We start from the raw sequence: 13,745 nt of genomic DNA on the forward strand, positions 1-13,745 counted from the left end.
TTGCCCGCGATACAGACACCGCGGTCTGCCAGGAGGCAGATTACCTGAACCTTATCGCGGGCAAGCCCGGCTCCCACAGGGTTCTGAGTGCTCTAATACCGTTATGGAATATCAATATTCAATAATCATCGTTGAAGGAATATTCCACGGCTTCTACTATTCGTTATTCGAATTCATAAGCCTCATGAATTCGAAAATGTATGAGTGTGGAATGCTTCTTGTATAGCAAGTGACCACCTTTTCTCGAATGCCGAGTATTGAAAATGTCCGATTTGAACACCGCCAGTGGTCTTGCCGCGCTGGAAGCTCGCTTGCAGCAGGATTTGCAATGGCTGGATCTGCCTGCTGCGCCCTGGGTAAAACTACGGGTTAATGACGGGCAGGCGGTGCTGGATGTGGCCATTATCGGTGGCGGCATGGCTGGTCTCGCGCTGGCCGCAGAGCTGCGCAACATGGGCGTGATCGCGCGCATTTACGATCAGTCGCCAGCCGGTTTCGAAGGCCCGTGGGCGACCACTGCACGCATGGAAACCCTGCGTTCACCCAAGCAACTGACCGGCCCCGCATTGGGCCTGCCTGCGCTGACGTTCAGAGCCTGGTACGAGGCGCAATTCGGTCTGGAGGCGTGGAATACGCTGGACAAGATCCCGCGCCTGCAATGGGCTGAATACCTGCGCTGGTATCGCAAGGCACTCAAACTGGACGTGCGCAACGAGCATCGCGTGAGCCGTGTGCAGCCTCGGGCTGATGGTTTGGTTGAGCTGGATATCCAGCATGCCGGGCAGCTTCAGACCATTGTCGCGCGCCACGTAGTGTTGGCCACCGGTCGCGACGGTCTGGGCGGTCCTTGGGTGCCTGATTTTGCCAACGATTTACCACGACATTTCTGGGCGCATTCGTCTGATGGATTGCAGGATGAATGGTTTGTCGGCAAGCGGGTTGCCGTGATCGGCGGTGGTGCGTCGGCCATGGACAGCGCGGCTACAGCGCTGGAAGCTGGTGCGAAACGGGTCGATCTGCTGATTCGCCGGGCCGAACTTCCACGGGTCAACAAAGGTAAAGGTGCTGGCAATCCGGGTATGACCCATGGTTACTGGCGGTTGCCGGATGCCTGGAAATGGCGGATCCGCAAATACCTGAACACCCAGCAAGTCCCGCCGCCACGTGGCAGCACCCAGCGGGTTTCCCGCTCACCCAACTCACGCTTTCTGTTGAACAGCCCGGTGGTTGCCGTTCAGCAGAACCCGGCCGGCGGCCTGTGGCTAGATACGCCCAAGGCGCGGATCGAGGTGGACTTTCTGGTATTTGCGACTGGCTTTCGCACCAACTTCCAGTTGCGCCCCGAGTTCGCCAGCTTCGCCCAGCATGTCCGCGCCTGGAGCGACAGCTTCACACCGCCAGGGGGCGAGCCGGATAACGAGCTGGAGGACCTGCCGGATCTGGGCTTGTGCTTCGAATTTCAGGAGAAGACCCCCGGCGCTTGCCCAGGCATCGGTCTGATTCATTGCTTCAACTACCCGGCAGCCCTGAGCTATGGCGCGGTGTCGGGTGATATTCCGGCCATCAGCGAAGGCGCCAAGCGTCTCGCTCAAGGTCTGGCAGGGCAGTTGTTCAACGAAGACATCGAGCTGCATTTTACGGCCATGCAGAATTACGCCGAACCTGAGCTGCTCGGTGATGAATGGGTTGCCAGCGAGCCTACGGCTCAAGAGTTACGCGGATGATCGGCTGGCTGCTGCGTCGCCTGAGCCAGTCGCTGCTGGTGGTACTGCTGATGACCCTGGTGGTTTTCATTGGTCTGAACGCCATTGGTAACCCGATGGATATTCTGGTCGGCGAAGACCTCAATCAGGCCGAACGACTCGCGGCCATCGCCCATCTGGGCCTGGACAAGCCGTTGTGGCAGCAATATCTGCTGTTCCTCAAGGGGGCGGTGCAAGGCAATCTCGGCCAGAGCTTTGTTTACCACGAAGACGCCATGCGCCTGATCGTGCAGCGCCTGCCCGCGACATTTGAACTGGCCTTCAGCGCGATGTTTCTTGCCGTTGTGCTTGGCGTGCCACTGGGCATGTTCGCGGGCAGCTATCCCGATCACCCGTTGTCGCGCATGTTGATGGCCTCCAGCATCGTCGGTTTTTCGCTGCCCGCATTCTGGGTGGCGCTGATGATGATCATGCTGTTCTCCATCAAGCTCGGCTGGCTGCCTGCCAGTGGCCGCGGCGAGACTCGCGAGTTGTTCGGTATCCAGTGGTCCTTCCTGACCCTGGACGGCTTGCAGCACCTGATTTTGCCTGCACTCAATCTGGCGTTGTTCAAGATCTCGCTGGTGCTGCGCCTGACCCGTGCTGGCGTGCGTGAAGTGCTGCCGCAGGAGTACGTGAAGTTTGCCCGGGCCAAAGGCCTGTCGCCGGTGCGGGTGATGTGCATGCATGTGATGCGCAACACCATGATCCCGCTGGTCACGGTGCTGGCCATGGAGCTCGGGTCGACCATCGCGTATGCCGTGGTGACCGAAAGCATCTTTGCCTGGCCCGGCGCAGGCAAGTTGATTCTGGACAGTATCAATATGCTCGACCGCCCGGTGGTGGTGGCTTATCTGATGGTGGTTGTGGTGATTTTTGTGGTGCTCAATCTGATTGTCGATGCGTTGTATTACTTCCTCGACCCGCGTGTGCGTGTGGAGGCCAAACGATGAGTCAGGTTCCTGTAGCAACCTTCAAGGCGCAGTCTCCATGGCGGCGCGGCATGTCGGAATTCAAGACCTCGCCGACGGCCATGCTCGGTTTGCTGGTGTTGGTTTTTATTGTCGGTGTTGCGGCGCTGGCACCCTGGATTGTCTATCAGAACCCCTACGACCTGATGCAGCTCAACGTGCTGGACGCGCGCCTGCCGCCGGGCACGGAAAACGTCGACGCCGGTTATACCTATTGGCTGGGCACTGACGGCCAGGGACGCGATTTGCTCTCGGCGATTATTTACGGCTTGCGTATCAGTCTGTGGGTCGGCATTGGTTCCGCGCTCATCGCCGCAGTACTCGGCACCATGCTTGGCTTGTTGTCGGCATATGCAGGTGGTTGGGTCGATGCGTTGTTGATGCGTCTGGTGGATTTGCTGTTGTCGTTCCCGGTGATCCTCATGGCGCTGATGATTCTCGCCTGGCTGGGCAAAGGCGTCGGCAATGTGATGCTCACGCTGGTGGTACTCGAGTGGGCCTACTACGCCCGTACCGCCCGTGGTCAGGCACTGACCGAGAGCCGCCGCGAGTACGTCGATGCGGCGCGGGGGCAGGGTATCGGTTCGTGGCGCATCGTGGTCGGGCACATTCTGCCCAACTGCCTGCCACCGTTGATCGTTATCGGCGCGTTGCAGATCGCCCGGGCGATCACCCTGGAAGCGACGCTGTCGTTCCTGGGGTTGGGCGTGCCGATCACTGAACCCTCGCTGGGTCTGCTGATCGCCAACGGCTTTCAGTACATGCTCAGCGACGAGTACTGGATCAGTTTCTATCCGGGGCTGGCGCTGCTGATAACCATTGTCGCCATCAATCTGGTGGGTGACCGTTTGCGTGATGTGTTGAACCCGAGGTTGCAACGATGAGCCTGCCAAACATCTCTGCCGAGCCTTTGGCAAACGTACAGCCGACTTTGGATGTGCGCGGCCTGTGTACGTCGTTCTATACCCGCGCCGGGGTGTTGCCTGCAGTGCGTGATGTGTCTCTGACCATTCAGCCCGGGCGGATTCTGGGTCTTGTAGGCGAGTCGGGTTCCGGCAAGTCGGTAACCGGTTTCTCGATTCTCGGTCTGGTGGACGAGCCCGGGCGGATCAGCGGCGGTGAAGTACTGTTTCAAGGCCGGGACCTGACGCGTTTGTCGGCTAAAGAATTGCGTCACCTGCAAGGCAATCGCATCGCGATGATCTTTCAGGACCCGATGATGACCCTCAATCCGGTGCTGCGAGTCGACACGCAAATGATCGAGGCGGTGCAAGCCCATCAGCCGCTGAGCCGTGCCGAGGCTCGGGAGCATGCCAGCCGCACCTTGGCGCTGCTGGGCATCGCCAGTCCTGATGAGCGTCTGCGCGCCTATCCGCATCAGTTGTCCGGCGGCATGCGTCAGCGGGTGGCGATTGCCATTGCGCTGCTGCATTCGCCGGATCTGATCATTGCCGATGAACCCACCACAGCGCTGGACGTGACCATTCAGGCGCAGATCCTCAGTGAAGTGCAGAAACTGGTTCGCCAGCAGGGCACTTCCCTGATCTGGATTACTCACGACCTGTCGGTAGTCGCCGGTCTGGCCGACGATATTGCGGTGATGTACGCCGGGCGCATCGTTGAGCAAGGCACGGTGGCTGCAGTACTGGATCGTCCACAACACCCCTATACCCAAAGTCTGATCGACAGCTTGCCGAGCCGCAACAAGCGCGGTCAGCGCCTGCGGCAGATTCCGGGCATGGCGCCGGATCTGCTGTCGATGCCCGCGGGTTGTGCCTTCGCTGCGCGTTGCAATCGAGCCACTTCGGTGTGCGAGCAGGATCCGCCCAGTCAAGCGATAGAGCCGGGCCGACTGGTCCGCTGTTTTCATCCGGGAGCCGCCGATGAGCAATGAATCGACGCCAATCATCGAGCTGCGCGATGTCAGCAAGACTTTCGGCAAAGCCAGTCCGGACACCGGACTGCAACATCTCATGCAGCGCCTGCAACTGACTCGGCCGACCTCGGTGACTCACGCTGTCGACAGGGTTGATCTGCGCATTGTGCGTGGCGAAGTGGTCGGCTTGGTGGGCGAGTCGGGCTGTGGCAAGTCGACCCTTGGCCGAATGGTCGCGGGCTTGCTGCCGGTGTCTTCCGGTACAGCTTCCATCGACGGTAAGTCCATTGAAGACTTCACCAGCGAAGAGCGTCAGGCGGCACGGCTGAAAATTCAGATGATCTTTCAGGACCCGTCCGCCAGCCTCAACCCGCGCCTTCGCGTGGACCGGATCGTCGGGGAGGGCGCGTTGCTGCACGGCCTGACCGACAAGGCCGGATTCGACGATTACGTCAGCGCCCAACTGCAACGTGCCGGGCTCAGCCCGCAGTTGCGTCAGCGCTATCCGCATCAGTTCAGTGGCGGCCAGCGGCAGCGAATCGGTATCGCTCGTGCGTTGGCGGTGCAACCTGAACTGCTGGTGTGCGATGAATCAGTGGCGGCACTGGACGTCTCGATTCAGGCGCAGATTCTCAACCTGTTCATGGACCTGCGCGACGAGCTGGGTCTGACCTATCTGTTCATCAGCCATGACCTTGGCGTGGTCGAGCATCTTTGCGATCGCGTGGTGGTCATGTACCTGGGCCGGGTCGTGGAGAGCGCCGACGTCGACGATCTGTTCAGTCGTGCCAATCATCCTTACACCCAGGCCTTGCTGGCGCAGATCCCGCGTTTCGATATTCGCAGTGCCCGTTATGACGCGATCAAAGGGGAAATCCCCAGCCCGCTGAACCCGCCTGCCGGGTGTCATTTCCATCCTCGTTGCCCGCACGCCATGGCGCGCTGTCGCGTGGAAGTTCCACCGCTCAGGGAGGTTTCGCCGAACCACCTGAGCGCTTGCCACCTCAACGAAACAGCCTGAACGGACGCTTGATCGTCCGTCTTTCTTATTGCCATTGCGTACAAGGAAACAACACATGAAACCTCTTGTTCGTTCACTGTTGGCCTCGGCCCTGATTCTGGCTGGCGGCAGTGCCTCGGCTGAAGCCTTGCGTATCGGTTACGCCGACCCGGTCTCGTCTCTCGATCCGCAACTGAACAACTACGCCGGGGATCGTTCGGTAGCGCTGCATGCCTTCGAATCGCTGGTCAATCGTCACGATGACAAGACCCTGCCGGGCCTGGCCAAAAGCTGGAAGGTGCTGGACGACAAGACCTGGGAGTTCAGCCTGCGCGACGACGTCAAATGGCAGGACGGCAAACCGCTGACCGCCGATGATTTCGTGTTCTCCTTCGAGCGTGCCCGCGCCGTTCCCGGCTCCGTCGCGTCCTATGCGGGCGCCATGCGGACTGTCGAGTCAATCCAGGCCAAGGATGCTCACACCCTCATCATCAAGACCCGTTCACCTAACGCCAACCTGCTGCCGGACGTCGATTCGATCTACATCGTCAGTCGCCACGTCGGGGCGGGTGCTGCGAGCGCCGATTACAACTCCGGCAAAGCGATGGTTGGCACCGGGCCTTATCGTTTCGTGTCCTTCGTGCCGGGCGACCGCACGATTTTCGAGCGCAACAACGAGTACTGGGGCGAGAAGCCGCTGTGGGACAGCGTTGATTATCGTTACATCGCCAATGCCGCGAGCCGCACCGCAGCCTTGCTGGCGGGTGATGTGGACGTGATCGACAAGGTTTCGCCAACTGACGTGGCGCGCCTGCGCCAAAGCCCGAATGTGAAGGTTTACGCTTACTCCGGTCTGCGTGCGCTGATTGTTCAACCGAGCTTCCGCGAAGGCCCGAACGAGTTTATCCGTGACAACGCGGGCAAACCTCTGGAGCAGAACCCGCTGCGTGACGTGAAGGTGCGCAAGGCGTTGTCGCTGGCGATCAATCGTCAGGCAATTGTCGAGCGCATCATGCAAGGCACAGTGACCGAGGCCAACCAGTGGATGCCAGCCAATACCTTTGGCTATAACGCAGACCTGAAAAACATCCCGTACGACCCGAAACAGGCCAAGGAGCTGCTCAAGGAAGCTGGCTTCCCGGACGGCTTCCAGTTGACCGTGCATGTACCGGGCGACCGTTACCCGCAAGCCCCGGAAACCATGCAGGCCGTGGCGCAGTTCTGGTCGCGGATCGGCGTCAAGGTGCAGCTGGAAGTGCTGCCCTGGGCGGTTTACGCCGGTAAGGCCAACAAGAACGAACTGGCAATCAGTGTGATTGGCTGGGGTAACGGCACTGGCGAAGCGGCTTATGCGCTGACCAACATCCTGACCACCGTCGACAGCACCAAGGGCCTGGGCGCTTCCAACTGGGGCCACTACAGCAACCCGTTGGTGGATCAGGCATTGACCAAAGCCACCGCCGAGTTCGACGAAGCCAAGCGCCGGACCATTCTGGAAGAGTCTGCGAAGGTCGTGACTGACGATGTCGGCATCATCCCGCTGTTCCACTACCAGAACATCTGGGCTGCGCGTAAAGACCTGAAAGTTGAGCCTCTGGTCAGCGACCGTACCGCCGCCAGTATGGTTACCAAACTGCCTTGAAGCCTTGAAGCCTTGAAGCCTTGAAACACTGAGCCTGACGCCTTGCTGGCGACAGGCATCAGCCCGATGCAATCAGAGGATTTGTGATGAATTCCACCGCTCAATCGCCGGATGTGCTGGATGATTTGCTGGGCCTGACGCCTGGCACGCATCTGCATCAGGTTCGTCATGCCCGTGACAAAGTGCTGGCCGCTACTCAGGGCAGCCACGCGCAGTTTTTTGACCCGCTGCTTGAGAATAATCTGTCCCTGAATGAGCGCCTGCTGGTGGCCTATTTCGCCAGCCGTCTGACGCCCAGCCCGTTGTTGGCTGATTACTACAAGGAGCAGTTGCGGGCGTTGAGCGTCGATCCATTGCTGATCGGCGCATTAGATTTTGCGGCCCTTGAGCGCCTGACGGATCCTCGCTTGAAGGCCATTCTTGGTTTCACCCGCACCCTGATCGAGCGCCCGGTGGAAGGTGATCAGCAGGCGTTGCATGTGCTGCAGCAAGCCGGATTGTCCACCGCAGAAATCGTGGTGCTCGCACAGTTGATTGCCTACCTGTCTTACCAGATTCGCCTGGCGGCAGGCCTTGCCGCGTTGTCAGCCGCAGGAGTTGCGTGATGAGTGAGCCTATCCGTATCAACGGTTTCACAAGCGAAGTACTGGGCTGGAAAGCCTGGCTGCCGACCATCAAGCTGGACAGCGCAACACCCGAGCAAGTGGCTGTGCTGGAGGAGAGTCATCCGCAGGCCAAGGTCTCCGATTATTACCTGACCCTGGCGCATCAGCCCGAAGTGCTGCGCCAGCGTTCTCTGGCTTTCAACGCCATCATGTACGCCCCCGGTGGTTTGTCGCGCGCCGAGCGTGAACTGGCGAGCACCGTGGTTTCCCGTATCAATCAGTGCGTGTACTGCGCCTCCGTGCATGCCCAGCGCTTTGAGCAACTGGCCAAGCGCAACGACGTGATTGCCGAGATATTCACGGATCCTGAAACGGCCGGGACGACAGAGCGGGAAAAGGCCATCGTGCGTTTTTCCATCGACCTGACCCTTGATCCGGCTGCGCTGGGTGCTGAACACATCCAGCCGCTGCGTGCGCAAGGTCTGGATGATGCGCAGATTCTGGACCTGATCCACGCGATTTCGATTTTCGCCTGGGCCAATCGTTTGATGCTCAATCTGGGCGAGCCGGTTTACAAGGAGGCGTGAACAGGGCGCGCTCAGCAATCAGGCGTTTGAATAAAAACTTCACTAAAAATTGTACAAAGTGATATTCGTCGTATAGCTTTTAAGTCTGAAGGGTCAGCTTCCCGGTGTTGTTGTGGTCTTTGACCTTGCACCGGGTTGCTGACCCTTTTTTGGTCTTGCCCTGAAGATCCAGACGAGAGGCATTGTATGGCACGACTTTGGTTAGTGGTTTTTCTGCTGTTCAGTCAGGTGGTCAGCCAAGTGGCGAGCGCGTCCTGGCAGGAGGCGTTGCCCAATGCACAGGTCATCGGCGGGGGCGATCTGCGCGTGTTCGGCTTCCGTGTCTACACTGCGCGATTGCTGAGTGCTGGCAAGCCTCTGAAGGCTGATCAGCCGTTTGCACTGGAGCTGACTTATCACCGGACGATTTCCCGGGATGATCTGGTTGAGGCCAGCATTGTCGAGATCAAGCGTACCTCACCGAAGCCGATCCCCGAGAAGCAGTTGGTCGCCTGGCGTGAGCAAATGGCCCAGGCGTTTGTCGATGTTGAAGAGGGCATGAAAATCACCGGGGTGTATTTCCCTGGCCGCGAAGCGCGGTTTTACGTCGGTGACAAGCTGCAGCATGTTGTACAGGATCCGCAGTTTGCAAAAGCATTCTTTGATATCTGGCTAAGCCCGAAAACCCGCAACCCCGAGCTGCGTGAGCAACTGATGGGTGGGGCACGTAAATAACTCATTTCTCTGCTGGGAGCTGGACTATGTTGAAGGCCATGATCATCGCTGCATGTATCGGTTTGACTGCCTGCAGCGGCGTGGACGTGAAGCAGTACAGTCAGGAAACCCCGAAGCTGGATCTGCGAGAGTATTTCAACGGCCGCGTAGTGGCTCAGGGCATCTTCCAGAAGCGTTCCGGGGAAGTCACCAAACGCATGGATGTGGTGATCAATGGTCGCAGCGAAGGCGACGCGTTGATCCTGCACGAAGACTTCACCTACAGCGACGGTAAAAAAGAAACCCGTGTATGGACGCTTCTTCCCGATGGGCCAGGCCGCTGGACGGGCACAGCAGGGGATGTCGACGGCAAGGCTTTCGGTGAGGTGTCCGGCAATGCCTTTCACTGGCGTTACGTGCTGAATCTTCCGGTAGACGGCACCACGTACAAAGTGCACTTCGATGACTGGATGTACCTGCTGGACGAAAAGACCCTGGCCAATCGCTCGTACATGAGCAAGCTGGGTGTGGAGTTGGGGCAGGTGACGTTTTTCTTTCGTAAGGAGTAATTGGACGAAAGACGCAGATCAGGTAGGAGGCAACTTGTTGGTGAGAAGGTTTGACGCGGTGACTCAGAGCTGACGCCTCGCGAACAAGTTCGCTCCTACCTAATAGTGCCGTCTCATGAATAGAGTCGCCGCGTCATTTCATCTGCCTGTCTGGAATTTCTTGAAACCTTCGCTGCATATCCTGCCCACCCCTCTGTACTATGGCTGCCCCGGTTTTTGATACCGGACGCATGACCACGATATTCCTCACCGGACGACCTGCATGACCAAGCCTGTTTCATCTTCCAGCAGAGATTTCATTCTGGTGGCCTGCGCATTGCTGATCGTCATGGTTGGCACGACATTGCCAACCCCGCTGTATATCTATTACCAGCAGCAGATGGGCTTTGGTGAAACCTGGGTGACGCTGATTTTCTCGATCTATGCCGCTGGAGTCATCGCCGCTTTACTGGCGGTGGGCAGTTGGTCTGATCAGGTCGGGCGTCGTCCTATGCTGTGTGCCGGTCTGGTCATGGGGGCGATCAGTGCGGTGATTTTCCTGTATTGCGATTCCATTGGTGGCCTGTTGCTGGGCCGACTGTTTTCCGGGTTTTCCGCCGGGATCATGACCGGCACCGCCACGGTGGCTGTCATCGAGCTGGCCCCGAAGTCCTGGAGCAGGCGCTCCACGCTGGTGGCGACGGCTGCCAACATGTTTGGTCTCGGGCTGGGGCCTTTGCTGGCGGGTCTGACGTCTCAGCATTTACCGCATCCACTGCAACTGGTGTTCTGGCTGCACCTGGGGTTTCTGGCGATTGCCCTGGTGGGCGTTATGGTTGCCCGGGAAACGGTCAAGCGTCCGGAGGTGCCACGCTTGCGGGTCATGCGGCCTTCGATTCCCGCCGAAGTGCGCGGCCTGTTCATTCCGGCAGCCATCGCCGGGCTGGCAGGCTTTAGCGTTGCCGGGCTGTTCACCAGCATGGTGCCGTCGATCATGCGTCAGGTCATGGAGCAATCCAACGGCATCGTGATCGGTGCTGTGGTCGGCTCGTTCTTCGCGGCATCGGTAGTCGGTCAGGCGCTGTTGCAATGGTTGCCGTCCCGCCAGCACATGACCCTGGGTTGCGTTGCGCTGATTCTCGGCATGCTGACCCTGGGCCTGAGTATCGCGACTGAGCAGATGCTGTTGCTGATCGTTGCGGGCATCACCGCAGGTATCGGCCAGGGCATGGTGTTCCGCGCCGGTATGGGCGCGGTGACTGCTGCCAGTCCTGCGCATCAGAAAGCGGCGGTCGCGTCAGCGCTGTTTGTGGTGCTGTACCTGTCCATGTCATTGCCGGTGATCGCCGTCGGGGTCAGCGTGCCGGTGTTTGGTCTGCGTCATGTGGGTGAGTTATTCAGCGCCATTGTTGCGTTGATCGCTGTGGTTGCGATGTGGAGCATGAGAAGGGCGCAGGCTGCGGCGGTCTAGCCTTGACGATGATGCCTTGTGGTTGTGGTTGTGGGAGCTGAGCTTGCTCGCGATGAGGCTGGACACAATCTAACGTAAACCGCGTCAACCTATCGCGAGCAAGCTCTGCTCCCACAAGGTTCTCCACTAGCCGGTCAAATACCATCACCGCCCCAAGGCACATTTCTTGCTTTGCTAACAATAAAACTATTGATAGCTAGCAAAAATAGAGAGCCTTTGATCATGATCGCCACCTCAACTCGCGCCGTCATCTGTACGCCTCACGCCGAAGCCAGCGCCGCCGGGCTGCGCATTCTCGATGCCGGGGGCACGGCCATCGATGCGATGCTGGCCGCCAGCGCGATGCTTGCAGCGGTGTTTCCGCACATGACCGGGCTGGGCGGCGATGCGCTATGGATGATCCACGACAGCAAGGTGCGCACCATCGTGGGGATCGGTCGGGCCGGTCAGCATATGCCTCAGGGCGGGAAGATAACCGTGCGCGGTCCGGCCTCGGTAGCGAGCACTGCGGGCGCCCTGGCCAGTTGGCAGACCGCAGCGAACATCAGTCGCCATGAATGGGGGTCGACGCTGGGTTGGGGTGACTTGCTCGGAGACGCTGCCACGATGGCGGATCAAGGCACGCTTGTTTCACAATCACAATTGTTCTGGCAGACCTTGCGTCAACCCCTCATCGAGCAGCTACCGGACCTGCATCGCCTGTGCAAGACCGATGGCCGCTGGATGGGCGAGGGCGACACCTTGCGCCAGCCGGAACTGGCCAATACCCTGCGTCATCTGGCCAGGCATGGCGTCGAGGACTTCTATCGAGGGGAGTTGGCCGAGGCATTCGGTACGGCGTTTGACCGGCTTGGTTGTGGCCTGACGGCGGCGGATCTGGCGGCCACCCGGGCGCCTGAAGTTGCGCCGATTTCGGTGCGTTATCGTCAGGGTCGACTCTATAACGTGGCGCCGCCGTGTCAGGGGCTCTACACCTTGCAGGCGATGGCCGCACTGCAACACAAGCCATTGGCGGATGTGGAAAACGGCAGCGCGCAGTATTACCACTATCTGGTGGAAGCCATTAAGCAGGGGTTGCTGCGGCGTAATGCACAGCTGTGCGATCCATTGAGCACCGCGTGGGATTACGCCTCCAGTCTGGAGGACGCGCAAATCAAGGCTTACGCGGAAGCCATCGACGATCAGCGAGCGGCACCCTGGAATGAACCGGGTCGACCTGCCGATACCATCTGGATGGCTGCCACCGATGCTCAGGGGCGAACCGCATGCCTGATCCAGAGTCTGTTTCACGATTTCGGTTCGGGCTGCATCCTCGGTGATACCGGCGTGCTGTGGCAGAACCGCGCTGCCGGTTTCAACGCTGATGCCAACCATGTCAACGGCTGGGCACCGGGCAAGCGTCCGGCGCACACTTTGAACCCGTCCTGCTATCTGGCCGATGACGGTCGCCGCTGGTTCTTCGGCACCCAAGGCGGCGACGGTCAGCCGCAGACGCAAATGGTTCTGGCCACGCAATTGGTCGACTATCAGCAACCGATTGATCTGGCGCTGGAGACGCCGCGCTTCCTGTTGGGGCGCAGCTTCTTCGACAGCACTGACAATCTGAAGCTGGAAGGCGACATGAGTGCCGCGACGGTCGAGGGGCTTCGCGCGTTGGGTCATGAAGTGGAAATCATCCCGGCACGCAGCCCCATGACCGGTCACGCCGGGATCATCGCGATTGATGAAACGGGACGTCGCAGCGCCATGCATGATCCGCGTGGCGAAGGCCTCGCGCTGGGGCAGCCCAACTGATCGCCCGACCCGTTGCACACGGGGTTTGCCGGTGTCGTGCGGCTGGCGGATAATGCCGCCGATTGCCCGCCACTGGCAGACCTGCTGCGATGGCGCCAAGCGTTTTGAAAATAGAGGAAAGGATGGGCCTGAGCACTGTCACTGCCAAACAGCTTGAGGTGCAACGTATCGTCGATGCGTTGTTCAAGGCTATCGCCCAACATCGTCTGCCACCCGGCACGCGACTGATCGAAGCGCAAATCGTCGAGACCCTGCAAGCCAACCGCAACCATGTGCAGGTGGCGTTGCAGCGTCTGGCGATGCAGAAGGTGGTGACCATCGAGGCCAACCGTGGTGCCATGGTTGCCCAGCCTACTGCCAAGGAAGCCCGGGATATTTTCAGTGCGCGTCGCGCCATTGAACGTGCGATTGTGGAGGGCATCACTCCAGCAATCATGCGCAAGCAGCGTCAGCGGATTGCGACGCACATGAACAATGAACGCAAGGCCACCAACGATACGGACCGTCGGGCTATCGTGCGGGAGTTGAGCGAGTTTCACTTGATGCTCGGCGAGATCAGCGGCAACACCGTGCTGAGTGACATCCTCGCCAACCTTATGGTGCGCAGCTCACTGATCGTGGCGCTTTATCAGCGTAATGACGTGCCGTCCTGCGCGTCGGACGAGCATCAGGAAATCATCACCGCGCTGGAAAACGGCGATAACGAGCGCGCCGTGGCGGTCATGCTTGAACACCTGGACGAGCTGGAAGGGCAGCTTGCTCTGGAGGAAAGCGCGCCGGAGGAATTTAACCTGCGGCAGGCGTTGAGTGATTGAG

Annotated in this window: 13 protein-coding genes; all 13 read left to right on the plus strand. The window is 59.5% G+C overall.

What is annotated here, in order from left to right:
• The first annotated feature begins 263 nt into the window (after positions 1 to 263).
• The 13 genes from K3169_RS13055 to K3169_RS13115 all read left to right on the plus strand — a co-directional run bounded on the left by K3169_RS13055 (position 264) and on the right by K3169_RS13115 (position 13,744).
• Positions 264 to 1,724, plus strand: a complete 1,461-nt coding sequence (locus K3169_RS13055; RefSeq protein ID WP_263271856.1) for a SidA/IucD/PvdA family monooxygenase — start codon at positions 264 to 266, stop codon at positions 1,722 to 1,724.
• A complete protein-coding gene (locus K3169_RS13060) occupies positions 1,721 to 2,695 on the plus strand; it encodes an ABC transporter permease (RefSeq protein WP_027900963.1) in 975 nt (324 codons plus the stop codon). The genes K3169_RS13055 and K3169_RS13060 overlap by 4 nt, the downstream gene beginning before the upstream one ends.
• Positions 2,692 to 3,597 carry an ABC transporter permease gene (locus K3169_RS13065; RefSeq protein WP_122395179.1) on the plus strand — a complete coding sequence of 302 codons (906 nt, stop codon included), beginning with the start codon at positions 2,692 to 2,694 and terminating at the stop codon, positions 3,595 to 3,597. Before K3169_RS13060 ends, K3169_RS13065 begins: the two co-directional genes overlap by 4 nt.
• A complete protein-coding gene (locus tag K3169_RS13070) occupies positions 3,594 to 4,607 on the plus strand; it encodes an ABC transporter ATP-binding protein (protein ID WP_263271858.1) in 1,014 nt (337 codons plus the stop codon). The genes K3169_RS13065 and K3169_RS13070 overlap by 4 nt, the downstream gene beginning before the upstream one ends.
• A complete protein-coding gene (locus K3169_RS13075; protein WP_027900966.1) occupies positions 4,597 to 5,610 on the plus strand; it encodes an ABC transporter ATP-binding protein in 1,014 nt (337 codons plus the stop codon). The genes K3169_RS13070 and K3169_RS13075 overlap by 11 nt, the downstream gene beginning before the upstream one ends.
• A gap of 55 nt (positions 5,611 to 5,665) precedes the next feature.
• The gene (locus K3169_RS13080; RefSeq protein ID WP_099268741.1) at positions 5,666 to 7,231 is read left to right on the plus strand and encodes an ABC transporter substrate-binding protein; all 1,566 of its coding nucleotides are present in this window, start codon (positions 5,666 to 5,668) and stop codon (positions 7,229 to 7,231) included.
• 83 nt (positions 7,232 to 7,314) lie between these two features.
• A complete protein-coding gene (locus K3169_RS13085) occupies positions 7,315 to 7,836 on the plus strand; it encodes a CMD domain-containing protein (protein ID WP_411567033.1) in 522 nt (173 codons plus the stop codon).
• Positions 7,836 to 8,423: a peroxidase-related enzyme gene (locus K3169_RS13090; protein WP_099268743.1), complete on the plus strand. Its 588-nt coding sequence runs from the start codon at positions 7,836 to 7,838 to the stop codon at positions 8,421 to 8,423. Before K3169_RS13085 ends, K3169_RS13090 begins: the two co-directional genes overlap by 1 nt.
• Positions 8,424 to 8,609: 186 nt before the next feature.
• Complete coding sequence (locus K3169_RS13095; protein WP_122808660.1) at positions 8,610 to 9,137, plus strand: chalcone isomerase family protein; 528 nt, start codon at positions 8,610 to 8,612, stop codon at positions 9,135 to 9,137.
• Between the two features lie 26 nt (positions 9,138 to 9,163).
• A complete protein-coding gene (locus K3169_RS13100) occupies positions 9,164 to 9,685 on the plus strand; it encodes a DUF3833 domain-containing protein (RefSeq protein WP_027900971.1) in 522 nt (173 codons plus the stop codon).
• Between the two features lie 262 nt (positions 9,686 to 9,947).
• On the plus strand, positions 9,948 to 11,135 hold the full coding sequence (locus K3169_RS13105) for an MFS transporter (protein ID WP_263271861.1): 1,188 nt from the start codon (positions 9,948 to 9,950) through the stop codon (positions 11,133 to 11,135).
• 222 nt (positions 11,136 to 11,357) lie between these two features.
• Positions 11,358 to 12,929 carry a gamma-glutamyltransferase family protein gene (locus tag K3169_RS13110; RefSeq protein WP_263271862.1) on the plus strand — a complete coding sequence of 524 codons (1,572 nt, stop codon included), beginning with the start codon at positions 11,358 to 11,360 and terminating at the stop codon, positions 12,927 to 12,929.
• A 122-nt stretch (positions 12,930 to 13,051) separates the two neighbouring features.
• The gene (locus K3169_RS13115) at positions 13,052 to 13,744 is read left to right on the plus strand and encodes a GntR family transcriptional regulator (RefSeq protein ID WP_122703801.1); all 693 of its coding nucleotides are present in this window, start codon (positions 13,052 to 13,054) and stop codon (positions 13,742 to 13,744) included.
• Position 13,745 lies beyond the last annotated feature (1 nt).

It is taken from the genome of Pseudomonas phytophila (assembly GCF_025643095.1).
Classification (GTDB): domain Bacteria; phylum Pseudomonadota; class Gammaproteobacteria; order Pseudomonadales; family Pseudomonadaceae; genus Aquipseudomonas; species Aquipseudomonas quasicaspiana.